This window comes from Corynebacterium sp. NML98-0116, from assembly GCF_001767255.1.
Taxonomy (GTDB): domain Bacteria; phylum Actinomycetota; class Actinomycetes; order Mycobacteriales; family Mycobacteriaceae; genus Corynebacterium; species Corynebacterium pseudogenitalium.
The window spans coordinates 593,360-615,479 of sequence record NZ_CP017639.1 but is presented as its reverse complement, the minus strand read 5'-3'; the positions used below and the strand labels follow the sequence as shown (position 1 = coordinate 615,479).

Sequence of the window (22,120 nt, the reverse complement as noted above, 5' to 3'; positions counted from 1 at the left end):
GATGCTACTTCAAAGTTTCCCGAAAACACGCATCCTAATTAGCCCGACAAAAACATATGAAACACGGTAGACAATTCCCCTGCCTGCATGTTTACGAGCTGTCACACCGTAGCCCATTCAGTACATTTTCAGCACCTGGCCACAAACAGGCGCCGCACACTAACGAAACTTCAAGGTCACAAAAGCATCCATCGCACCCTCACGCGGTGGATGCCCCACAAAGAATATAGACCGTAAATGGCGTGGTGATTTCCACCACACTCGGCGCTGAGGGGCTACGCCTCGTCGGTCGACAGCGCTGCCACGAATGCCTCCTGCGGCACGGTGACCGAGCCGATCGCCTTCATACGCTTCTTGCCGGCCTTCTGCTTCTCCAGCAACTTGCGCTTACGCGAAATATCGCCGCCGTAGCACTTGGACAACACGTCCTTACGCAGCGCACGGATGTTTTCGCGCGAGATGATCTTCGAGCCAATCGCCGCCTGCACGGGGACCTCGAACTGCTGGCGTGGGATGAGCTCCTTAAGCTTCTTGGTCATCTTGTTGCCGTACCACTGCGCGGAGTCCTTGTGCACGATCGCGGAGAACGCGTCCACAGGGTCGCCCTGCAGCAGGATGTCCACCTTGACCAGGTCCGCTTCCTGCTCGCCGGCGTCCTCGTAGTTCAGGGAGGCGTAGCCCTTGGTGCGGGACTTCAACATATCGAAGAAGTCGAAGATAATCTCGCCGAGTGGCATGTAGTAGCGCAGCTCGACGCGGTCCTCCGAGAGGTACTCCATGTTCTTCATGGTGCCGCGCTTCGACTGGCACAGCTCCATCGTGGTGCCGACGAATTCCTGCGGGACGATGATCGTCATGTTGACGATCGGCTCGTACACCGCCTGCAGCTTGCCTCCCGGCCAGTCGGATGGGTTGTGCACCATCTGCTCTGAGCCGTCCTCGGCGATCACGCGGTAGGTGACCGACGGCGCGGTGGAAATCAGGTCCAGGTCGAACTCGCGCTCGAGGCGGTCGCGGGTGATCTCCATGTGGAGCAGCCCCAGGAAGCCGCAGCGGAAACCGAAGCCCAGCGCCACGGAGGTCTCTGGCTCCCAGGTCAGGGAGGCGTCGTTAAGCTGCAGCTTCTCCAGCGACTCGCGCAGCGCCGGGAAGTCCTCCTGCGAGACCGGGAACAGGCCCGAGTACACCATCGGCTTGACCTCTTCGAAGCCGTCGAGTGGTTCCTCTGCACCCTTGTTAGCCCAGGTCACGGTGTCGCCGACGCGGGTTTCGCGCACATCCTTCACGCCGGTAATCAGGTAGCCGACCTCGCCGGGGCCGAGCCCCTTGGTCTTCTTCATGGTTGGAGAGACCACGCCGATCTCGAGGATCTCGTGGCGCACGCCGGTGTTCATCATCTGCACCTGCTGGTTCGGCAGCAGCTTGCCGTCCATCATGCGGATGTAGGTAACGACGCCGCGGTAGGTGTCGTAGACGGAGTCGAAGATCAAGGCGCGGGCCGGCGCGTCGGCGTCGAACTCTGACGACGGTGCCGGGATTAGTTCGACGACCTTATCCAGAAGCTCCGGGACGCCCTCACCTGTCTTGCCGGACACGCGCAGCACGTCCTCCGGCTCGCAGCCGATAATGTTGGCGATCTCCAGCGCGTACTTCTCCGGGTCGGCTGCCGGCAGGTCGATTTTGTTGAGGACCGGGATGATTTCCAGGTCGTTGTCCATGGCCATGTATAGATTCGCCAGGGTCTGGGCTTCGATGCCCTGGGCGGCGTCGACAAGCAAGATTGCGCCCTCACACGCCTCGAGAGCGCGCGAGACCTCGTAGGAGAAGTCGACGTGGCCCGGCGTGTCAATCATCTGCAGGACCATCTCCTGGCCCTCGTACTCGCCGGAGCGTGGCGTCCATGGCAGGCGCACGTTCTGGGCCTTAATAGTAATGCCGCGCTCGCGCTCAATATCCATATTGTCCAGGTACTGATCACGCATCTCACGGGCCTCGACGACATCAGACAGCTGCAAAATGCGGTCCGCGAGCGTGGATTTTCCGTGGTCAATGTGGGCAATAATGCAGAAGTTACGGATCCGCTCCGGGTCCGTGAACGTGGTTTCCGCGAAATTTCGTTTTTGGGCAGCCATAATTGTGCCACTCTACCTCGCAGTGCCCCATTTCGAAACACAACCTTGCCCAGGCCAGGCAAAACACTTAAAGTTTGCACCATGGTTTTCTGGCGCAAGCTTCAACAGCAACGACGTGCCTCCCTCGAGGAGGGGCTCGCGCTGCTCAACGAGCGCCTCGGGCTCACCCCCGGCACCAAGACCCGCACCACCGCCACGCGTATAGACGTCCAACCTACGGAACAGCACGCCCGGAACCTGTATTACGGTCCGGACATGGACGGCAACGCCGAGCCCGGCGAGGTCGTGTGGGCGCTCGTGCCGTCGACTCCCCCGGAGGAACGCGCGATGCTCGTCGTCGGACGCGACCACCACGATGTTCTTGCCCTGCTCATCCACTGCGGCGAGGAGCCGGTGTCGGACCCTGCGTCTGCCACTGAGGAGTGGCTCGGCATCGGCACCGGGGACTGGGACGCCTCCGGCCAACCCGGCTGGCTGCGCCTGGACCTGCTGCTTGTCGTGCCGGAGGCAAGTATCCACCGGCGAGGCGCCACCCTCCCCGCTCGGCGCTTCGATCGCGTGGCGAACCGGCTGCGCGACACCTACCACTGGACCTAGTAAGCCTGCCACTTGCCCCGTTTCTCGTGGTGGGGTATCTTAGTCGAGTTGTTTGTATCCGGTTTCGGGTGCGTGATCTACGCGGGCAGGACCTTGGGTTCGCGTCAAGTTCAAAGCATTACGCAGCAACAGCCCGTTGCCGAATCTTCGACATTGCAATCGATACCAACTTATTTAAGAGGTGCACATTATGGCTAACATCAAGCAGCAGAAGAAGCGCGTTCTCACCAACGAGAAGCGTCGCGTTCGCAACAAGTCCGTCCGTTCCGCTGTCCGCACGGAGATCCGTAAGTTCCGTGAGGCTGTTGAGTCCGGCGACAAGGCTGCCGCTGAGAAGCAGCTGCGTTTCGCTTCCCGCAAGCTGGACAAGGCTGTGTCCAAGGGCGTGTTCCACCGCAACAACGCGGCGAACAAGAAGTCGAACATGGCTCGCGCTCTGAACAAGATGGCTTAAGTTTTTCGCGCAGAGCAATCCTGTGCCCCGGCTCCGTCCGGTGCGCAGGATTTTTTGCATTCGTAACATTGCTGGATCTGCTCTACGATACTGAATTTGTGAAGAACTATCGTCGTGCGCTTTGCGCAGCAGTAACAGCTACAACTCTGACGTTGGGCGCCGTAGCGGTGGCCCCTGAGCAGTCCGCCGTCACCCCTACAGCGCAGGCACAGCAGATGCCTGACCTACGTCAGCTCCAGAAGATGTTGAACCCGCAAAACATTCGGTTGGACCGGCTGGCGCTGCTCGTCGGCCTTGTCGCGGCCATTGTGATTTTGGGCCCGGTCACCGGCACGATCGGCTCCTCGCACGAGCCGGGCCGCCGCGGTTCCCAGGAGCGCCGCACCGTCAACGCTGATGGCCTGTCGCGCTCCTACAATGTGGTGTTGCCTTCGGGCTATGAGGAAGGAAAGTCCTACCCCGTCATCATCGGCTACGGCGGGTGGCAGCACACCGCCGACCAGATGCAGGGCTACGCCCACCTCGAGTCCGCTGCTGCGGGCCGCGCCATCGTCGTCTACGCCGAGGGCGAGTCCCAGGCTTGGGCGGGTGCACCGTACGCACGTACGTCGACGCGCGAGGACATTGCATACACCCGCGCGATTATCGACGACCTCGTCGAGAACTTCGGTGCCGACCGCAACCGCGTGAGCGCCGTCGGACTTTCCAACGGCGGTGGCATGGTGGCCTCGCTTGCCTGCCACGCCCCTGAGCTTGTCAACGGTATCGCCTCTGTGGCGGGCGCCTATTACAACCCGACCGTCGAGGGCTGCAAGAGCGGTTCCGTGCCGACGCTCATCATGCACGGCACCAACGACAACGTCGTCGGCTACGACGGCGGCACCCGCCACGGCAAGCCGTTCCGTTCCGTCAACGACGTGTTCAACCTGTTCATGGACAAGAACGGCTGCATCGCGGGCTCCGCCACCGAGACCCGCCTGGGCAACGTCACCACGTTGAGCCCTGCCTGTGGCGCCCGAACTGAGCTGCAGCGCGTCGAAGGTGGTGGCCACACGTGGTTCACGGATCCATCTGCAAGTACCGCCACCGTGGACTTCCTGCTCAGCCTGCGCTAAGCAGACCACGCACCACGAGGAGCGCGCCAACAACGCAGAAGAAGCCGCCGGAGCCCATATCGATTGCGGGCCCGGCGGCTAGTAATTTGCGCCGCACCCGGTTCGTAGACACCACCTGCGTGAGCACGCCGAACAGGATGAACGAGCTGGCCCACAGCGACAGGATCACCACAATCTGCGTTGCCCACGACGGACTGGCTGGCAGCAGTGGCGCAATCATGGCGGACAACGCCAGCACGATTTTCGGGTTCGCCAGGTTCGTCGAAAGTCCCCGAACAAAGCTGGCTCGCAGGCTACCGAGCCTCTGCTCTGCTTCCTCGAGGGAAAGCGGTGGGTTGCGCCGGTCGCGCCAACCCTGGCGCACCGCATTGATGCCCATCCATACCAGGTACGCTCCACCGATCACCTGCACTACCTGCAGCGCGCGCGGCATGGCGGTCAATAGCGCCGCCGCACCGAACACGGTCAGCGAGCACCACCACAGCACACCCAGCTGGATTCCGCACGTCGTTGCCCACGCGTGCGGCCGCGAGCGCGTCGCGGTACGGGTCACCAGGATGACGTCGGGCCCCGGGGCGGCCGCACCAACCAAGTTCAGACCGACAATGACCGCGAGATCTGCCGGCGCGATCACCGCTGCGTGCCCTTGAGCAGGTCGATGAGGTCCTCACGGCCGAACATGCTCGCCGTGTCGATGGCGTTTGGAGTACCGATGGTGGCGTCGGCACCCGCGCTGATGAGCACTCGGGCGATATCGTCTTCCTTCTTGAAGATCGCCCCAGCCAGCGGGCTTTGCCCGCGAGCGTTCAGGGCGTTGACGTCCGCGCCACGCGCGATGAGCCCTTCGGTCAGGGCGAGGTGCCCGGAGTAGCTGGCGAGCATCAACAACGAGTTTCCGTCCTGGTTCGCCAGATTGACGTCGACGCCCCGGTCAACGTAATCGAGCAGGGTTACCTCGCCATCACGCGCCATCTGGAAGAGGCGGGTGGCGAAGGCTTGCACGTCTTCGGGGATCTCGTTTGGTTGCTGCGTCATAGTTTTCCTACGCTATCACGCGAGTTGGGCAATCCTGCGGACTGCTTCTTCCACCGCGTACTCCGGCTCCCCGCCATTGCCCTTCACCGTAGACTCCAGCTCAGCGACAATGATGACGGCCTGCGACACCGCATCACCCGACCACTGACGGGCAACGTTCATGGTCTTCTTCACCACAAAGGGGTGCATCCCGACCGTTCGCGCGAGCTGGTCCGGGTTACCGCGCACCCCGTACAGCTTGGCGATGTCCCCGACCTTGTGCGCGAGCGCCGCCGCGATCGCCACCGGACTCGTGCCGAGCTGCAGTGCCCGGCGTGTGGAGGCGAGCGCGCGGTCGGCGCGCCCGGCGATGGCCTGCTCCGCGATGTCGAAGCCCGCGACTTCCGCCACGCCCGTGTAGTAGTTGCGCACAGCGTTTACGTCGACTTCCCCGTCGGTGTCCGCCACGAGCTGGCTCACCGCACTGGCGAGTTCCCGCAGGTCAGAGCCGACGGATTCGAGCAGCGCAGCGACAGTGTCCGGGGTTGGGCGCTGCCCGTAGCGCCTAAACTCCTGGGTGAGCCACGAGTGCCGGTCGCGGTCGCGCAGCGGGTTCGCGCGGTGGACCTCGGCGATCTTTTCGAACTTCTTCACATAGGCTTTTTGACGCCCACCTCCGGAGTGCTCGATGATCAGCGTCATACCTGGCGCCGGGTCCACGCAGGCGCGCAGCAGGATCTCGAGCGGTTCCTTGCCTGCCAGCTCGGTGTTTTTGATCAGTACGATGCGTTCCTCGGCGAACAGTGACGGGCTGGTCGCCATGGCAAGTTCGCCTTCGGTGACGTCGCCTGCGCGCAGGGTGGTGCGCTCCGCAGCTGGGCTGAGCTGAGCAATGATGGCTTTGGTGGCGCGTTCGGCGAGGAACTCGTCTTCCCCGAGGACCAGGTGCACTGGGTTGAGCATGCTTCTTAGCGTAGCTGTTGCCTCCCATCTGCGTAGAGGACGGGCACCGCTCCCCGGTTGGGGAAGATGACGGGGATGCCGTCCGGGGTTGCTGCCGGGCGCTTGGGTGCGCTGCCTTCCTCGAGTACCACGACGAGCTCGGTGCCTGACGGGATGGGAAGGATGTCGTCTTTGGTGGCCACGACGTGGCTGCGGAGCGTCGCGGGATCCACAACGGTGCCTCGTGGCCACGCGATACAAACGCTTGCTACCACCGCGCAGGTCAGGCACAGCGCCAATGTCCGGCGGCGCCACGGCACAAGCAACAGCACGGCGACCACCCACCCGTAGCCGATAAGCACCGTCACCGGGTTCGCAGCGACTGTCGCGGCGGGCAGCGCCGCTCCATGTTCAGCCACAGTGTGGACCCACCAGGTCAGCGGGGAGATCAACCACAGCACGATCGCCTCAAGACCTCCCGGCAGCACCGCCAGCACCACCGCGCACAGCCCGAGCACCGTCACCAGGGGCGTGACGGGAGCCACCAGCACGTTCGCGCCAACAGAGACCAGCGAGACCTGGCCCGCCATCGCGGCCACGAGCGGCATCGTCGCAACGTCTGCGGCGATGGCGACCGCTACGGCGCGTACGAGGATGTCCGGCAACGCCGTCGGTGCGAGCGCCCTGTAGAACAGCGGGAAGAGCACCACGATGCCGACGGTCGCAGCCACCGACAGCGCAAACCCGTAGTGCAGCGCCAGGTCGGTATCGAAGAAGATGAGCGCGATCACCGCCAGACACAACGCGTGAATGACCTCCGTTTGACTCGACGCCACCACCGCAACGAGCCCCACCAACCCCATCACCGATGCCCGCAGCACGCTCGGCTCCGGCCCAACGAGCAAGGCGAACACCGCCAACGCAGCACCCGCTGCAACGAGCCTGCCATAGAGCCCGATGCGCAGCGCTGCAGCTACTACCACGGCGAACGTCGTCACAATGGCAACGTTCGAACCCGATACCGCCGAGAGGTGCGACAGCCCGGTAGCGATGTACGCCTGCTGCTCCGACGCCCCCTGCATCGAGGTGTCGCCCAGCACCATGCCCGGGATGAGGCCCTGCGAGTGTTCCCCGACGTGCTCGCGCACCGCATCGGCGAACGTTGCCCGCACGTGCTGCGCCCACCCGGATGCACCCGTCGGCCCGGCCAACGGCTCGACCGTGCCATTTACCGCCCACGGGTTCACGCCCGCCCGCGAAGACTCCGACACGGTGCCGTCCACCCGCACCGTCGCACCACTGACCACCCCATCGGGGACGCCGCCACGGACGAACACCGGCAGCTCGGCGCCACCGCTCCCGGCGCGCACGCGTACCAGCATCCCGCCAGCGGCAAGCTCCTTTGGGGCAGCGGTCACGGTGGCCTCCACCGGCAGGCGCAGCGTCCCCGCCCGCGCCACCGTGATGCGGACCCAGGCCACCACGACGGCCGCCACACCACCGGAACCGGCCAGCACCGCCTGGCCCACCGCACGCGCACAACCGCACAGCACCACCGCTACGGCAACTACCGCGAACCCGGCCCACGGCGCGAGCGCAACAGCCACGATCGTCGCTATCCAGACGCACAGCGCCGTGGGCACCAGCCGAAGCTCCTGCACCGCTTACAGCCCCACCAACGGCGCAATCGCCTCAAACTTCGCAGGGCCGATCCCCTTGACCTGCATCAGGTCCTCGACCTTCTGGAACGGACCGTTCGCCTCCCTGTGCGCGATAATCGCCGCCGCCGTCGCCTCCCCCACCCCGGGCAGCGTGACCAGCTCCGCGGCCGACGCCCCGTTGAGTGAAAGCTGGCCGCTCGCCCCCGCAGGTGCGCCATCCCCAGTCGGTGCGGCGGGCCCTTCACCGATTGCGACGACGTGGAGCTGTTGGCCGTCGACAAGCACTTGAGCGAGGTTCAACTGCAGCAAGTCCGCGTGGTCGAGCGGCTGCGCAATATCCAGCGCATCCGCCACGCGGGAACCCTGGTTCAGCGTCACCAGCCCAGGATTTGCCACCTCCCCCACCACCGCAACCACCACGCGCTCCGGCACATCGGTTGCAGTAGCAACGTTTTCCCAAACAGGTGCGTCCTCCTCCGCAACGTCCGGGCCGCGGACCTGCACCACCGCCCACAGCACCAGTAGGCTCATCACAACCCCCATCACCGCGGCCGCCGGTTTCACCGGAACGTGCACGCGAGGAGTCGGGTACTTCACCTGCAGCAGCGCCTCCTCACCAGTCGGGCGCGTAAGCTCTTGAATCCGTTCACTGACCTGCATAACCACAGGCTAAAACCGGCGTCCTCGCCCCAACAGACCAAGCAAACCCGCTGTGGACAACCCCCAAACCGCACACCCCGTGCAGGCTACTTCTCCACAGCCGCAGCCAACCCCCTTGACAGCGCCGCTACGTGCGTGAACCAAACACCACCGACAGCCCGATCGCGCCAGGCCCGGTGTGCGCGGCAAGCACATCGACCATTGGCTCCACCAGCACTCGTGAGTGCCGCGGCAGCACCTCATCAAGCATGCCCGCCAGCTGCTGCGCGGACTCTTCCGCGTCCGCATGCTGCACCGCAGCAAACACCGGCTGGGAATCCGCACGCTCCAAAACAAGCTCCGTGAGCTTGGAAAACGCCTTCGTTTGGGTGCGAGTCTTACCTGCTAACTCGAGCTTTCCGTTGTGCATCCGCAGAATCGGCTTCGTTGCCAGCAACGCCGCCGACAACACCGCAGTCCCCGTGGAAATCCTGCCAGACTTGCGTAGCCAGTCCAGCTGGTGCAGGTAGCACCATGTCTCCGAGCGCTTCAACGTGGACGAGGCCATCGCTTCTACCTCGCAGAGGCTCGCGCCCTCACGCGCCACGGTGGCCGCCGCCATCGCTGCCGCCCCGACCGCCATACCAACGGTACTGGTGTCGAGCACCCGCACGTTCCCCGGAAACACCCCCGAAGCAGAAACCGCCGCGGACCAGGTGGAAGAAAAGTGCTTCGACAGGTGTAGGGCTACCACGCCATCGTCCCCAGAGCGCTCGATCTGGCGCCCGTACGCGGCGGCGAGCTCGACTGCGGACAGCCCGCTCGTCGACACCTCGTCGTCCTCAGACTGTTCCATGACGTGCAGCGGGAGCACCGTAATGTCGAGCTCACTGGCAATATCAGCTGGCAAACCCGCCGAGGAATCAACAACAACCCGTACCGCCATCTAGACCGTCAACCCCTGGTTCCACGCCTCGAGGTACCACTGCACGCCAGTGTCCGGCTCGCCGTAGCGCGGCAACGCCTGCAGCTGCGCAAAGTTCGCGTTACGCAGGCTCTTCATCATCGGGTACTGCGAAATCTCCAGGTCCAGCAGGCTCGACGTCAGCGCCGCGATCGTACCTCCGTGGGCGACAAGCAGCACCGCCGCGTCATCCCACTCGTCGAAGTGCTCCATCAACTCGTCAACAACCGGGCGCGCCCGTTGCGCGACGTCAATCCGGCTCTCACCTTCGGGCGGCGCCCACGTTGGGGTATTGCGCCAGTGGGCGCGAACGCTGCCGTCGGCACCATCAACCTCGGCGTGTGTCTTGCCCTGCCACTGCCCGAGGTGCGTCTCGCGCAGGCGCGCATCATACGTCACCGGCAGCTCGAGGTGCTCCGCGACGATCTGTGCCGTGACTGCAGCCCTGCTCAGGTCCGAAGCCACAATCTTGGCGACGCCCATTTCCGTCAACACCGGCGCAATGTTTCGCGCCTGCTGCCTCCCCTCTTCCGACAACTCCGTGTCGAGTTGCCCCTGCATCCTCGACGTGGCGTTATACGTGGTTTGGCCGTGTCGCAGCAAGATGAGTCGTCGCGCCATGGTGTTAGAACTCGTCCTCGTCCTCAGGGGCATCGCCCGCCAACGGAAGGTCTTCAATCTGCTGCACCGAACGCACACTCTCGCCGTCCGCAAACGCACCCGGGCGTTCGTAGGCTGGTAGGCCCTCCACGCTAATTGCCGGGCAGTCTGCGTACAGGCGGTCCAGGCCGTAGAAATCCCGCTCCGGGCTGCGCTGCACGTGCACCACGATGTTGCCGTAGTCCAGCAGCACCCAGCGGTTTTCGCGAACGCCCTCGCGGCGCTTCGGCTCGAAGCCGGCGTCGGTCATGTCGTCCTCAATCTCCTGGACGATCGCGTTTACCTTGCGTTCGTTGTCCGCGGAGACAATCACAAAAATATCGGTAATGCCGATCACGTTCGACACATCGATGACGCCGATGTTCTCGCCGAGCTTTTCGTCGGCGGCCTTCGCGGCGATCGCGGCCTGATCAAGAGAGATCTGCAGAGCAGTCAAGTACTCAGTCCTTCGTCAGTAATGAAAAATAGCAGTAACGCGCCTATTGTCCCACGCTAAGGGCGCTGTTCGCCACTTGAACGATATAGGTCGTTTTTCGCAATGTACTGCACCACGCCATCTGGCACCAGGTACCACACCGGGCGGCCTTCTTTGGCGCGCTCGCGGCACCCCGTGGACGAGATCGCCATCGCAGGAATCTCAATCAAATGCACCTGCTCCTGCACGTCTTCGGGCAGGAAGGATTCGCTCAGCTCGTAGCCGGGGCGCGTCACGCCGACAAACTGCGCCAGGTCAAACATCAGGTCCCAGTCGCGCCACGACATTATCGACGCCAACGCATCCGCACCCGTGATAAAGAACAGTTCCGCCTGCGGCAACAGGGCGCGCAAATCCCGCAGCGTGTCCAGGGTGTAGGTCGGCCCCTCTCTGTCAATGTCTACCCGAGAGACCGAGAACCTCGGATTCGAGGCAGTCGCGATGACCGTCATGAGGTAGCGATCTTCAGAGTCGGTGATCTGCCGATCCGCCTTCTGCCAGGGCTGACCCGTCGGCACAAACACGACCTCGTCAAGGTCAAAACGGTCGGCGACCTCGCTCGCGGCCACGAGGTGGCCGTTGTGGATCGGGTCGAAAGTACCACCCATGACGCCCACTCGTCGGGCGTCGCGCAATGATGCTGCTACGGCCTCTGCCACGTGCTTACCCGATCCAGACGTTCGCCTGCTCGAAAGCGAGCCAGAACGCTGTAAGCCCCACGCCAACAATTGAGCCAAGCACAATGAGCAGGATGCCCCACCACGGCAACTTCTCCTTGCCTTCTGCGGATGAATCTGGGCGCTGCTTCTTCGATGACATCGAGCTGGCGTTGAGGTCTTCACACACCGGCTTGCCATGCTCGTCAAGCACTGGGATGCGCTGCCCGTTGGCATCGACAAGTACGTTGCCCTTGCCATCCGTCCGGAACTGGCACTTCTGCGACTGGATGTATACCCCGCGTGAGGGCGTCGGCACCGCCACGCCTGCTTCAGTCTCCTGAGCCTGCGCAACCGACACCCCACTGGTCAACAGCGTCGCTGTTACAAGAGCGCTACACGCTGCCCGCTTCCACGAAACCATGACTGTATCCTTGTCCTTCCGTCAACTCTTAGCGGTACCGAACCTGATCAACAAAGCGACCAAAAGAGTCTGCCACCTGGTCATCCCAACGGTTCCACCGCAGGAAGTACTGGCCGTGGGTACCGCCCGTCGGGGCAGCGGCCCGCAGGACCTGGACGGAAAGATCGCACACTGCATCCAGCGGCAAGCAGTAGTTGACCTTGTTGCGGGTCGCACCCGCGGTGCGGGTGTTAAACGGCAGGAAACCAAGCATGCCGCCTGCACCGCCGTTTGCCACGCCCACCGTGCCAGCATCACGCGCGGCAGTCATCGGGTTGCCAAAGTAGACAACGCCCGCTAGCTTGCCGCGGCGTGCCAGCTCACGCTCGTGCTCCAGCAGGATCATCGCGCCCTGTGAGTAACCGGACAGCACGTACTTCGGGTGGCACCCGCTCGCGCGTTCGTAGTCGTTCACCAGCGCCATCACGCCAGTGCGCCCAATGTTGACGGAGTCCATAAAGTCCGTGCCAGCCTGTCGCGCCATCGTAAACAACGGCACCGCGTACTGGATAGCCAAACCCAGCGCCTGCAGCAGCGTCGCGGGTGCTGCGACGGAAGGGACATCATAATCCGGGTAAATCGCTGGGTAGTAGCGCGGCTCCATACCGAGGACTTCCACGTCCTTCATCAGGGAGTTCCCGCCGTGAGTGGCACGGTAGCGCGACTCCGAATAGCGAAGGAAAGCGCGAATGGTCTCCCCCTCCCAACCATTCGAGGTCCACGGGGCTTCCCCGGCATAGCGTGTTCGGTAAATCTGGTTATTCTGACCGGAGCCGCGTGCAGCGATTACCGCGACCGAAGGGCACCGCTGCTGGGCGGTCGCTTCCTCCGTCGGCAGCACGGGGGTAACCACCGCAGCTGCTGCTGCGACGAACGCAACTGCAGTCACGGGTAGCCGACGACGGAAAAACGTACGCATTTTGCGGAACACTATGCACCTTCTCTATGGATGAGTCACACCTTGGACTCCGGGTGTGAAGAAACTGCGCATTAGTGTAGCCCGCCCACACCATTTTCCTAACTTCGAGTCTGCCCGCTGCCCTCCAGGATCCACTTCGTGCTTGTCAGTTCAGGCAGCGCCATTGGTCCACGTGCGTGCAGTTTCTGGGTAGAGATCCCGATCTCTGCACCCATGCCGTATTGCTCGCCATCCGTAAACGCGGTCGAGGCATTGAGCATGATGGCTGCCGAATCCACGTGGTCCGCGAAGTACTGCAGCACGCGCGCATCAGTGGCGACCACGGCTTCCGTGTGCCCCGAGGAGTAGCGTGCGATGTGCTTCGCGGCCCCCTCAACGCCGTCGACGACACCGACGGCAACGTCCATCGAAAGGTACTCCTCCGCCCAATCGTGCTCGTCGGCCTCGACTACGTCGCAAGCCCCGAACGCACTAAGTGCTGTCGGGTCCCCGTGGACGGTCACGTCGGCGTCCTGCAGTGCCTTTACGACGGCCAGCTTGTCCGCATCCGGCAACGCCGCGTCAAGCAGCACCGTTTCGGTCGCGTTGCACACCGACACCCGGCGCGTCTTGCCATTGACGACAATGTCGATCGCCTGCTGAATGTCCGCTGAAGCATCCACGTATACGTGGCAGTTGCCGGTGCCGGTCTCGATGGTTGGCACGGTTGCTTGGGTAACGACGGCGTCGATAAGCCGGGCGCTGCCGCGCGGAATGACCACATCGACGAGGCCGCGTGCCGTGATGAGCGCGGTGACGGAGTCGTGCGAGTCGCTCGGCAGCAGCTGGACCGCCTCGGTTGGCAGCCCCTCCTTCGCCAGCACGTCCTGCAGCACCGCGACCAGCGCCGCGTTCGAATGCGCCGCCGACTTCGAACCACGCAGCAGTGCCACGTTGCCTGACTTCAGCGCCAGGCCAAACGCATCGACCGTGACGTTCGGGCGGGCCTCGTAGACCATGCCCATCACGCCGAGCGGCACGCGAACCTGGCGCATCCGGATCCCGTTGTACATCGTGCCGCCGCGCACCACATCCCCAACTGGGTCGTGGAGGCTCGCGACCTGACGCAGTCCGTCCGCGATGCCCGCGATGCGTTGCTCATCCAGCGCGAGCCTGTCTACCAACGCTTCGTCCATGCCAGCCGCGCGGCCTTCCTCGATGTCGCGGGCATTGGCCTGCAGAATCTCCGCAGTACGTGCTTCCAGCGCCCGCGCCGCGTGCTGCAGCACAGCGTTTTTGCGGACGGTCGGTAGCGTCGCGATCACCGGCGCCACCTGCTTCGCAGCCTTCGTCAACTGCAGTACCTGAGCTTCGATAGTCGTCATTAGTATCCTTCCTCCACATCAATCTGCGTCGGCAACGGGCGGCCCTCTTGCAGTGCCTCCCAGTTTCGGCGTGTCAGTTCACCCACGCGCGCTTGCATGTAGCGCGGGATGTTCGCGGTGTGCGGGGTAATCAGGCAGCGGTCCATCTGCCACAGCGGGTGATCCTCCGGCAGCGGCTCAGGGTCCGTCACGTCCAGGCCAGCGCCAGCAATCGTGCCATCCTGCAGGGCCGTGGTCAGCGCCTCCGTATCAATCAGTGGGCCACGGCCAACGTTGACCACCACCGCGTTCGGCTTCATCGCGCGCAGCACCTCCGCGTTGACGAGGTGGTGCGTCTGCTTCGTCAGTGGCGCGATGAGCACGAAGTAGTCCGCCTCCGACCACACATCCTGCGCCTCGGACATCGCCACGGTGCGTTTGGCCCCCGGCACCGGGTTGCCGGAGCGGTTCACCGCAATAATCTCCGGCCCGAACGGCTCGAGGAAGCGGATCAGCATCTTACCGATGCCACCCGCCCCAATCACCGCGACCTTCTTGTTGTCGAACAGGTAGTCCGTCTCCTCGTTGAGCTGCCTGTCGTTCCACTGCGGCGTCACCGCCTTGTGCCGGTGCAGCACCCCCAACAGCAGCGCCAGTGCCGCCTCGGCCACAGTGTCGTCGTATATCCCGGCGGCATTAGCCACCGGCACATCGACATCGAGCACCCCTGCCTCTACCAGCTTTTCGACGCCCGCATACGCCACCTGCACAAGCTTCACGCTCGGCGGTAATTCCTCTGGGAAATCTTCCGGATTCCCGCGAAACACCAACACGTCTGGAGACTCGTCGAGGTCCACAAACGTGTGGCCGTGATCTGTCAGGTCATCGACGACTGCGTCCCAAGGTTTCGGTAAGAATGCAAATTTCATGCACCCCAACCTAGCGTGTATTTACAGACGGGTGGCGAAATTTGATAAATAGTCGGCGTGCACGACGGGTTTGCGCTGCCCTTCCGGCAGCTCATCCGTGTGCTTGCCCAGCATGCCGGCAAGCTCCGCGGCATCATACGCAACCTCGCCGCGCCCGACGGCTTCCGAATCGGGCCCCAGGATCTCCACGATGTCACCGGCGTGGAAGTCCCCCTCGATGTCGGTGATACCCACCGCGAGTAAGCTCGTGCCCCCACTGGTGACGGCCTGCACGGCGCCTTTATCCAGGCGCAGCACGCCTTCAGCGTCCGCGGCGTAGAGCGCCCAGAATTTCCATGCCCTAAGCGTTGACTGCTCACGGGTGTGGAATACGGTTCCGCAGCTTGCGTCCTGCAGCGCCTGCGAGATTTTGGTCGCGCTGGTCAGCAGCACTGGCACTCCGCCGCGGGCTGCGAGCCGCGCCGCCGACACCTTCGCCGCCATCCCCCCGGTCCCGAGCGCACCACCGTCACCGGCCACGACGCCCTCGAGGTCAGCGCCGGTGCGGACCTCAGAGACAAAGCGCGCGCTCGGGTCGGCCGGGTTGCGGTCGTAGAGGCCGTCGACGTCTGAAAGCAACACGAGCGCATCGGCTCCGATGAGCGTCGCCACAATCGCCGAGAGCCTGTCGTTATCGCCGAAGCGCATCTCGGAGGTCGCCACCGTGTCGTTCTCGTTCACGATCGGCACAGTGCCCAGCTGCCGCAGCCTGTCGATCGTGCGCTGGGCGTTCCGCGCGCGCTCCCGCACGCCGGCATCGGCCTGCGTCAGCAGCACCTGGCCCACCGTGCGGCCATGCCGAGCAAAGGAAGCACCCCACTCCTGCGCGAGGTGCACCTGCCCCACGGCCGCGGCGGCCTGCTTCGTCGCAAGGTCGCGCGGGCGCGTTCGCAGCCCCAGAGGGCTCATGCCCGCCGCGATCGCGCCGGAGGACACCACCACGACGTCGGTGCCCGCATCCATGCGGTCCACCAGCGCATCAACGAGGCGGTCAATCTTGACCCTGCTCACCGAGGAATCCTCATTGACCAGTGAGGAGGTACCAAGCTTGACGACGACCCGCTTCGCACCAGCAATGTGCTCGCGAAGCTGCGCCTCCATAGTTGTTGCTGCGTTCATAGCAGCTCAGTGTAGCGCTAACCCTGCCAACGTTCCCGGTCGGCTGTCTCCCCGTCGCCGAAATCGAACTCGTCGATAAGGCCGCGGCGCGCCTGGGACGCGCGCTTGCGCTCCGATGCGGACGCGCGCGTGGTGTCGTAGAGTCGGGCGTCCTGGCCACGTCCCGCCATGGTTGGGTCACCCGCTCGCGATGGCTCCCAATCAAACGAGATCTCGCCGATGGTGACGGTGTCACCCTCCTTCGCGCCGATCTTGCGCAACTGGTCCTCCACGCCGGCCTTGTTCAGGCGGTCCGAGAGGTAGCCGACCGCCTCGTCGTTTTCGAAGTCGGTCTGGCGAATCCAGCGCTCCGCCTTCTCGCCAGTGACCAGCCAGCCGCCCGGCCACATCGGGTCAGGAACAACTTCGATGCCGCCCTCCTGCGCGTGCCCACGGCGCCTTGGCGCAACCGCCTTCGGTCGCAGCACCTCCGTAGGAGTTGCCTTCTCGGCTTTCACGCGACGCTTCCTGGCACGCTCCACGATGTTCCACAGCGCCCACTTCAGCGGGTCAAGGCCCTCGCGGGTCGCGGTGGAGATCATGTATACATCCCAGCCGAACTTTTCCTTGATGTCGTCCTCCAAGAACTCCGCGAGCTCCCGGGCCTCCGGCACGTCCATCTTGTTCAGCACAACGATGCGAGGGCGCTCACGCAGGTCACCGAGACCAGAGTCCAGGTCAAGCTGGTCGGCGTAGGAGTCAAGCTCGTGCTCGAGCGCCTCAATGTCAGAGATCGGATCGCGCCCCGGCTCCATCGTGGCCACGTCCACGATGTGCGCGAGCACCGCGGTGCGCTCGATGTGGCGCAGGAAGTCCAGACCCAGGCCCTTGCCCTGGCTCGCGCCAGGGATCAGGCCGGGCACGTCCGCGATAGTGTACGTATCGTCGCCGACGTTGACCACGCCAAGGTTCGGAGCGAGCGTCGTAAAGGGGTAATCCGCGATCTTCGGCTTCGCGGCCGAAAGCACCGAAATCAGCGAGGACTTCCCCGCCGACGGGAACCCCACTAGCCCCACATCCGCCATGGACTTCAGCTCGAGGATCAAGTCGTGTGCTTCGCCAGGCTCACCCTTGAGCGCGAAGCCCGGGGCCTTCCGCTTCGCGGTGGCAAGAGCCGCGTTGCCCAACCCACCGAAGCCGCCTTCAGCCGCAAGGAAACGAGTACCCGGCACCGTCAGGTCGGCGAGGATTTCCCCGTCCTCACTACGCACAACGGTTCCAACTGGGACCTCCAAGATAAGGTCCTCTCCGCGGGCGCCGTTTCGGTGATCACCCTCGCCATTGCCGCCGCGCTTCGCCTTAACGTGCGGGCGGTACTGGAAGTCCAACAGCGTGTGCACCTGGTTGGATACCTCCAGCACGATATCGCCGCCGTGGCCGCCGTTGCCACCATCCGGCCCGCCGAGGGGTTTGAATTTTTCGCGGTGGACAGAGACACAGCCATGTCCGCCGTCACCGGCCTGGAGGTGCAGCACCGCGCGGTCAACAAATTGGGCCATTAGTTCCGCCTTCCTTGCAAAAGAGTTCTAGTAGTGGAGGGTACCGGGTTGTGGGAAAGAAAAACACCGCGCACCCGGTCGGGGTGTGCGGTGTTTCAAGTATTGCTACGGGTTACGCAGTTTCCTGTGCGACGCCAGCTGCCTCTGCAGCCTCGAGCACCTCTGCCGAAACGCCTTCGCCGTCCGCTGGGACGATGTTGACGATGCGACGGTTGCGCTTAATGCCGAACTGGACTGCGCCAGCTGCCAGTGCGAACAGCGTGTCGTCGCCACCGCGGCCGACGTTGTCGCCTGGGTGGAACTTGGTGCCGCGCTGACGAACGAGGATCTCGCCCGCCTTTACCTGCTGACCACCGAAACGCTTCACACCGAGGCGCTTCGACTCTGAGTCACGACCGTTCGTGGAGCTGGATGCACCCTTCTTGTGTGCCATGTCTGAATCTCCTTAGATGGAAGTCTTACTTGATACCAGTGATCTTGATGGTTGTCTGTGGCTGACGGTGGCCCTGGCGGACCTTGTAGCCGGTCTTGTTCTTGTACTTCAGAATGTCGACCTTCTTGCCTTTGCCGTGCTCGACAATCTCAGCCTCAACAGAAACCTTGGACAAAGCATCAGGGCCTGCGGTGACATCCGCGCCATCGACGAGCAGAACCGGGGTGAGGGCAACCTTGTCGCCCGCTTCACCCTCGATCTTCTCGACCTTGACTAGGTCGCCTTCGGCAACCTTGTACTGCTTGCCGCCAGTCTTGACGATCGCGTACATAGAGGGTTACCCCTTATCTAAACTCGTTGTGTCTCCCCGCATGCACAGAAGACAGTTGGTACAGTTCTCTAGCGCTTTGTGGCCTTTCGCGTTCCACCGTGCCTGCATGCGTAAACGGCGCGGCTTCACAGCCCAAAACAGCGACTGTCAAATACTACACAGAAGCGGGTGCGATTATCAAACCGCACCCCACTGCTCCTCTATTTGGAAGAGGTTCGGCGTGTCGCGCGTCGCCGCCTGCGCCGCGCACTCGCCTTCGACTCCTGTTTCTTCGTCGCAGGCTTGGTTGCCTTCTGCTTCGTTTCCTTCGCCTTCGGCTGCTCCTGCTGCTGCGGCTGGGACGTCTTGCGCACTGCGCGCCGACGCCCGCGCCGGCGAGGAGACTCCGTCACCTTCGCCTTCGGCTGCTCTTGCGCTTCCTCGCGTGGAGCTTCCTTCACAGGTTCCTTAACGTGCTCCTGGCGTTCGAAATCTTCGCGCTTTGGCTTGTGGTCCGAACGGGAGTTACCGCGGGTCGCTCGCTTCCGGCGCGGGGAGCGCTCGAAGGCGTCGACGGCCTCCTCGTACGTCTGCTCGGACTTGCCTTTCTCCTGAGCCTGCTCCTGCGGTTTGTCCTGTGGCTTGTCCTGTTCCTGCGCGCGCCCACGCCCGCGGCTCGTGCCTCGACGTCCACGGCGGCGCGAACCGGACTCGCGCTTGGAGGATTCACCTACTGTAGGCGGCTTCGGCTCGTCGTTGTCCTCGTGTGCTTCATTGTCTTCGGACACAACCGAGCCGACCAGCTCGTCGATAGCCTTTTCGTCCAGCTTGCTGCGGCGCTTCTCCTCCGCTTTCTTGTTGGAACGCTCGCCGTTCGACTTCCCGCGACGCTTGCCGCGGCCACCGCGGTGCTGCAGGTCGTCTTCCTCCGGGTTGTACGTCGCGTGCTCTACAGGCTCCTCGGTGATGATCACACCGCGGCCACCACAGCACTCGCACGGCTTGGAGTAGGTCTCAAGCAGACCATCGCCGAGCTTCTTGCGGGTCAGCTGCACCAGGCCGAGCGAGGTGACCTCGGAGACCTGGTGGCGGGAGCGATCACGGCCCAGCGTTTCCTTCAGGCGACGCAGCACCAGCTCCTTGTTTTCATCCAGGATCATGTCAATGAAGTCGATGACCACCATGCCGCCGATGTCGCGCAGGCGCAGCTGGCGGACGACTTCCTCCGCGGCCTCCAAATTGTTCGCGGTGACCGTCTCCTCGAGGTTGCCGCCGGAGCCAGTGAATTTGCCGGTGTTGACGTCAATCACCGTCATGGCCTCGGTGCGCTCAATAACGAGCGTGCCGCCCGACGGCAGCCACACCACGCGGGCAAGCGCCTTCTGGACCTGCTCGTCGATGCGATGCTCCGCAAAGGCGTCGGCACCGTCGTGTTCGGAGCGGTCAAACTTGGTCACGCGGTCCAACAGGTCAGGCGCGACGGACTGCAGGTAAGCGTGCGCAATGTTGTAGGACTTCTTGCCGTCGATGATCAACTCAGAGAAGTCCTCGTTGAAGACGTCGCGGACGACGCGGACGATCAGGCGCGGCTCTTCGTAGAGCAGCACCGGGCGCGAGCCCTTCCCGTTCTTCGCGGCTTCTGCCTTTTCCTGCACCATTTCCCACTGTTTGTGCAGGCGCTGGACGTCCTCAGCAATCGCTTCCTTCGACATGCCCTCGGCAGCCGTACGAATAATCGCCCCACCCTTGCCAGGCACAACCTCGTTGAGGATGCCCTTGAGGCGCTTGCGTTCGGTGACGGGCAGCTTGCGGGAGATCCCAGCGTTACGGCCACCCGGCACGTACACGAGGAAACGTCCGGCCAGCGAAATGTGCGTTGTCAGGCGAGCACCCTTGTGCCCGTTAATATCCTTCGAGACCTGCACCATCACCTGGTCGCCGGACTTCAGTGCGTGCTCAATCCTGCGCTTCTTTCCGCCAAGCTTCGCAGCCTTCCAGTCAACCTCGCTGGCGTAGAGCACCGCGTTGCGCCCGGTTCCGATGTCGATGAACGCCGCTTCCATGCCCGGCAGCACGTTCTGGACACGGCCCATGTAAATATTGCCGATGATCGACGCGTTATCGTCCATGGACACAAAGTGCTCCGCAAGCAGCCCGTCTTCCAGGACCGCTACCTGCGTGATGCGGCCTGGGCCGTCGTTGCGGTCGCGCTCGCGCACCACCATCGTGCGGTGCACCGACTCGCGCCGCGCAAGGAATTCCGCCTCAGAAACAATACGGGAGCGCTGGCGCTCCGCTTCTCGACGCTCACTCCGCCGACGACGCTGCGCCTCCAGACGGGCGGAACCGCTGATCCCCTTCGGCTCGTCAATAACCTCGACCTTAGGTTCTTCCTCCTTGGGCTCCTCAACTTCACCCTTCGGTGCGGCATCCTCATCCGCTTCCTTCGGTTCGGAGGTGCGCACTGCTCGGCGGCGCTTTGGACGCGTCGGCGCCTTGAAGATCGGCGCGTATTCGACCGTTGCTTCCTCTTCAGGTTCGGGCTCCGGCTCTTGTGCAGACTCCGGTTCAGGCTCTGGTGTTGGTTCCTGCTCCGGCTCGTCGGCGACCTCGAAGGTGGCATCCACCTTCTCCTCGATCTGGTGGATTTCGTTTTCTACGTCCTTGCGCACCCGCTCGCGGATCTTTTCGTCGCTGCTATCCTTCGACTTCTTCGCCTCAGCCTTGTCCGCGGGCTGCTGCAGCGCATCGATGACCTTCTCGGCTTCCTCCCGAGTAATCGAGGACTGCGCAACCTTTGTAATTCCCAACTCGGTCAGCGCCACCACAACGTCTTTCGACGCCACCCCCAACGCCTTCGCGAGCTGGAACACCCGCATTTTGTCTTTCAGGGTTGATCGATCAAAGTCCTGAATTTCGGTATGAGATTTTTTCGCCACGTACGTGCTCCTATATTTTTGCATCTGCAAGCTGCGTCAACCGGGCGCGAAGCATTCTGCCCGCTGCCACACGGCTGACACACGTTCCTACAGAAAGTTGTAAAAAGCTTGCCCCCATTGTGGCACACGACGCCGACTGCGCCTATTCCAACGCCACCACTCAAAGCGTGCGATTAGAAGCGTGCGATGCAGGTCGCGTCTTTTGACCTACCCTGATCTGTTTCCAACGACCAGCATCGCACTCTTTTAATACCTCCACACGAGCAATATGCTCAAAGCTGAAACCGCCGCCAACACAACAAAACCGCCCACCCTGCCATGTACAGCAGGATGGGCGGTTGAAGCGTGGTTCTTACTTATTCGGGAACCAGATTGCGATCTCGCGCTCGGCGGACTCTGGGGAGTCGGAACCGTGGACGACGTTCTCGCCAACGGTCAGGGCGAAGTCGCCGCGGATGGTGCCAGGGGTTGCCTTGGCAACCGGGTCGGTGCCGCCGGCGAGCTGGCGCCAAGCCTCGATAGCGCGCTCGCCCTCAACGATGCCCGCTACCAGCGGAGCAGAGGTGATGAAGTTAACGAGTTCACCGAAGAACGGCTTGTCCTTGTGCTCTGCGTAGTGCTTCTCAGCGGTCTCACGGTCTGCGGTGCGCAGGTCCATCTCGACCAGCTTGAGACCCTTACGCTCAATGCGGGAGATGATCTCTCCGACGTGGCCGTTTGCAACGCCGTCTGGCTTAATCAAAATCAGTGTACGTTCAGTCATGTCTCCCTACCCTACT

The 22,120-nt window shown here is 63.3% G+C and carries 23 protein-coding genes; 3 read left to right on the top strand and 20 right to left on the bottom strand.

Annotated features, from left to right (window positions below; translation table 11 throughout):
• Positions 1–275 precede the first annotated feature (275 nt).
• Complete coding sequence (gene lepA / locus BJP05_RS02650; RefSeq protein ID WP_070362058.1) at positions 276–2,132, bottom strand: translation elongation factor 4; 1,857 nt, start codon at positions 2,130–2,132, stop codon at positions 276–278.
• An 81-nt stretch (positions 2,133–2,213) separates the two neighbouring features.
• Here lepA and BJP05_RS02645 point away from each other — a divergent pair, with 81 nt between their 5' ends.
• The 3 genes from BJP05_RS02645 (at position 2,214) to BJP05_RS02635 (ending at position 4,298) form a co-directional block, all read left to right on the top strand.
• On the top strand, positions 2,214–2,729 hold the full coding sequence (locus BJP05_RS02645) for a type II toxin-antitoxin system PemK/MazF family toxin (protein ID WP_070362057.1): 516 nt from the start codon (positions 2,214–2,216) through the stop codon (positions 2,727–2,729).
• 190 nt (positions 2,730–2,919) lie between these two features.
• Positions 2,920–3,183 (top strand): 30S ribosomal protein S20, encoded by a 264-nt coding sequence (gene rpsT, locus BJP05_RS02640; RefSeq protein ID WP_070362056.1) that lies wholly within the window; start codon positions 2,920–2,922, stop codon positions 3,181–3,183.
• A gap of 98 nt (positions 3,184–3,281) precedes the next feature.
• A complete protein-coding gene (locus tag BJP05_RS02635; RefSeq protein ID WP_143110601.1) occupies positions 3,282–4,298 on the top strand; it encodes a PHB depolymerase family esterase in 1,017 nt (338 codons plus the stop codon).
• Here the strand turns inward: BJP05_RS02635 and BJP05_RS02630 are convergent.
• The 19 genes from BJP05_RS02630 to ndk all read right to left on the bottom strand — a co-directional run bounded on the left by BJP05_RS02630 (position 4,285) and on the right by ndk (position 22,104).
• Positions 4,285–4,929 carry a LysE family translocator gene (locus BJP05_RS02630; protein ID WP_070363450.1) on the bottom strand — a complete coding sequence of 215 codons (645 nt, stop codon included), beginning with the start codon at positions 4,927–4,929 and terminating at the stop codon, positions 4,285–4,287. The genes BJP05_RS02635 and BJP05_RS02630 overlap by 14 nt on opposite strands.
• Positions 4,929–5,333 (bottom strand): ankyrin repeat domain-containing protein, encoded by a 405-nt coding sequence (locus BJP05_RS02625; RefSeq protein ID WP_070362054.1) that lies wholly within the window; start codon positions 5,331–5,333, stop codon positions 4,929–4,931. Before BJP05_RS02625 ends, BJP05_RS02630 begins: the two co-directional genes overlap by 1 nt.
• Before the next feature lie 15 nt (positions 5,334–5,348).
• Complete coding sequence (gene holA, locus BJP05_RS02620) at positions 5,349–6,275, bottom strand: DNA polymerase III subunit delta (protein WP_070362053.1); 927 nt, start codon at positions 6,273–6,275, stop codon at positions 5,349–5,351.
• A 5-nt stretch (positions 6,276–6,280) separates the two neighbouring features.
• Positions 6,281–7,915, bottom strand: coding sequence for a ComEC/Rec2 family competence protein (locus tag BJP05_RS02615; RefSeq protein ID WP_070362052.1), 1,635 nt, complete (start codon positions 7,913–7,915; stop codon positions 6,281–6,283).
• Positions 7,916–7,918: 3 nt separating this feature from the next.
• On the bottom strand, positions 7,919–8,575 hold the full coding sequence (locus BJP05_RS02610) for a ComEA family DNA-binding protein (RefSeq protein ID WP_070362051.1): 657 nt from the start codon (positions 8,573–8,575) through the stop codon (positions 7,919–7,921).
• Between the two features lie 127 nt (positions 8,576–8,702).
• On the bottom strand, positions 8,703–9,500 hold the full coding sequence (locus tag BJP05_RS02605; RefSeq protein WP_070362050.1) for a DegV family protein: 798 nt from the start codon (positions 9,498–9,500) through the stop codon (positions 8,703–8,705).
• Positions 9,501–10,139 carry a histidine phosphatase family protein gene (locus BJP05_RS02600; protein WP_070478388.1) on the bottom strand — a complete coding sequence of 213 codons (639 nt, stop codon included), beginning with the start codon at positions 10,137–10,139 and terminating at the stop codon, positions 9,501–9,503.
• A gap of 4 nt (positions 10,140–10,143) precedes the next feature.
• Entirely contained in the window at positions 10,144–10,614 is a 471-nt protein-coding gene (gene rsfS / locus BJP05_RS02595; RefSeq protein WP_070362048.1) for a ribosome silencing factor, read from the bottom strand.
• Between the two features lie 56 nt (positions 10,615–10,670).
• Positions 10,671–11,312 (bottom strand): nicotinate-nucleotide adenylyltransferase, encoded by a 642-nt coding sequence (gene nadD / locus BJP05_RS02590; RefSeq protein WP_369822018.1) that lies wholly within the window; start codon positions 11,310–11,312, stop codon positions 10,671–10,673.
• A 4-nt stretch (positions 11,313–11,316) separates the two neighbouring features.
• On the bottom strand, positions 11,317–11,733 hold the full coding sequence (locus BJP05_RS02585) for a hypothetical protein (protein ID WP_070362046.1): 417 nt from the start codon (positions 11,731–11,733) through the stop codon (positions 11,317–11,319).
• A gap of 28 nt (positions 11,734–11,761) precedes the next feature.
• Positions 11,762–12,691, bottom strand: a complete 930-nt coding sequence (locus tag BJP05_RS02580) for a cutinase family protein (RefSeq protein WP_070363449.1) — start codon at positions 12,689–12,691, stop codon at positions 11,762–11,764.
• 98 nt (positions 12,692–12,789) lie between these two features.
• Complete coding sequence (locus tag BJP05_RS02575; protein WP_070362045.1) at positions 12,790–14,055, bottom strand: glutamate-5-semialdehyde dehydrogenase; 1,266 nt, start codon at positions 14,053–14,055, stop codon at positions 12,790–12,792.
• On the bottom strand, positions 14,055–14,963 hold the full coding sequence (locus BJP05_RS02570) for a D-isomer specific 2-hydroxyacid dehydrogenase family protein (protein WP_070362044.1): 909 nt from the start codon (positions 14,961–14,963) through the stop codon (positions 14,055–14,057). The genes BJP05_RS02575 and BJP05_RS02570 overlap by 1 nt, the downstream gene beginning before the upstream one ends.
• A gap of 21 nt (positions 14,964–14,984) precedes the next feature.
• Positions 14,985–16,121, bottom strand: a complete 1,137-nt coding sequence (proB, locus tag BJP05_RS02565; protein WP_070362043.1) for a glutamate 5-kinase — start codon at positions 16,119–16,121, stop codon at positions 14,985–14,987.
• Positions 16,122–16,138: 17 nt separating this feature from the next.
• Positions 16,139–17,659, bottom strand: a complete 1,521-nt coding sequence (gene obgE, locus BJP05_RS02560; RefSeq protein WP_070362042.1) for a GTPase ObgE — start codon at positions 17,657–17,659, stop codon at positions 16,139–16,141.
• A gap of 112 nt (positions 17,660–17,771) precedes the next feature.
• Entirely contained in the window at positions 17,772–18,092 is a 321-nt protein-coding gene (rpmA, locus tag BJP05_RS02555; RefSeq protein WP_070362041.1) for a 50S ribosomal protein L27, read from the bottom strand.
• Between the two features lie 25 nt (positions 18,093–18,117).
• Complete coding sequence (gene rplU / locus BJP05_RS02550; RefSeq protein WP_070362040.1) at positions 18,118–18,423, bottom strand: 50S ribosomal protein L21; 306 nt, start codon at positions 18,421–18,423, stop codon at positions 18,118–18,120.
• A 200-nt stretch (positions 18,424–18,623) separates the two neighbouring features.
• Positions 18,624–21,365: a translation initiation factor IF-2 N-terminal domain-containing protein gene (locus BJP05_RS02545; protein ID WP_084028547.1), complete on the bottom strand. Its 2,742-nt coding sequence runs from the start codon at positions 21,363–21,365 to the stop codon at positions 18,624–18,626.
• Positions 21,366–21,693: 328 nt separating this feature from the next.
• Positions 21,694–22,104, bottom strand: a complete 411-nt coding sequence (gene ndk, locus BJP05_RS02540; protein ID WP_070362038.1) for a nucleoside-diphosphate kinase — start codon at positions 22,102–22,104, stop codon at positions 21,694–21,696.
• Positions 22,105–22,120: the final 16 nt, after the last annotated feature.

What these genes read in the sequence shown, in the direction of transcription:
- lepA (WP_070362058.1), bottom strand. Translation starts at nt 2,132, where the DNA reads ATGGCTGCCCAAAAACGAAATTTCGCGGAAACCACGTTCACGGACCCG.
- BJP05_RS02645 (WP_070362057.1), top strand. Translation starts at nt 2,214, where the DNA reads ATGGTTTTCTGGCGCAAGCTTCAACAGCAACGACGTGCCTCCCTCGAG.
- rpsT (WP_070362056.1), top strand. Translation starts at nt 2,920, where the DNA reads ATGGCTAACATCAAGCAGCAGAAGAAGCGCGTTCTCACCAACGAGAAG.
- BJP05_RS02625 (WP_070362054.1), bottom strand. Translation starts at nt 5,333, where the DNA reads ATGACGCAGCAACCAAACGAGATCCCCGAAGACGTGCAAGCCTTCGCC.
- holA (WP_070362053.1), bottom strand. Translation starts at nt 6,275, where the DNA reads ATGCTCAACCCAGTGCACCTGGTCCTCGGGGAAGACGAGTTCCTCGCC.
- BJP05_RS02610 (WP_070362051.1), bottom strand. Translation starts at nt 8,575, where the DNA reads ATGCAGGTCAGTGAACGGATTCAAGAGCTTACGCGCCCGACTGGTGAG.
- BJP05_RS02605 (WP_070362050.1), bottom strand. Translation starts at nt 9,500, where the DNA reads ATGGCGGTACGGGTTGTTGTTGATTCCTCGGCGGGTTTGCCAGCTGAT.
- BJP05_RS02600 (WP_070478388.1), bottom strand. Translation starts at nt 10,139, where the DNA reads ATGGCGCGACGACTCATCTTGCTGCGACACGGCCAAACCACGTATAAC.
- BJP05_RS02585 (WP_070362046.1), bottom strand. Translation starts at nt 11,733, where the DNA reads ATGGTTTCGTGGAAGCGGGCAGCGTGTAGCGCTCTTGTAACAGCGACG.
- BJP05_RS02580 (WP_070363449.1), bottom strand. Translation starts at nt 12,691, where the DNA reads ATGCGTACGTTTTTCCGTCGTCGGCTACCCGTGACTGCAGTTGCGTTC.
- BJP05_RS02575 (WP_070362045.1), bottom strand. Translation starts at nt 14,055, where the DNA reads ATGACGACTATCGAAGCTCAGGTACTGCAGTTGACGAAGGCTGCGAAG.
- BJP05_RS02570 (WP_070362044.1), bottom strand. Translation starts at nt 14,963, where the DNA reads ATGAAATTTGCATTCTTACCGAAACCTTGGGACGCAGTCGTCGATGAC.
- proB (WP_070362043.1), bottom strand. Translation starts at nt 16,121, where the DNA reads ATGAACGCAGCAACAACTATGGAGGCGCAGCTTCGCGAGCACATTGCT.
- obgE (WP_070362042.1), bottom strand. Translation starts at nt 17,659, where the DNA reads ATGGCCCAATTTGTTGACCGCGCGGTGCTGCACCTCCAGGCCGGTGAC.
- rpmA (WP_070362041.1), bottom strand. Translation starts at nt 18,092, where the DNA reads ATGGCACACAAGAAGGGTGCATCCAGCTCCACGAACGGTCGTGACTCA.
- rplU (WP_070362040.1), bottom strand. Translation starts at nt 18,423, where the DNA reads ATGTACGCGATCGTCAAGACTGGCGGCAAGCAGTACAAGGTTGCCGAA.
- BJP05_RS02545 (WP_084028547.1), bottom strand. Translation starts at nt 21,365, where the DNA reads ATGCAAAAATATAGGAGCACGTACGTGGCGAAAAAATCTCATACCGAA.
- ndk (WP_070362038.1), bottom strand. Translation starts at nt 22,104, where the DNA reads ATGACTGAACGTACACTGATTTTGATTAAGCCAGACGGCGTTGCAAAC.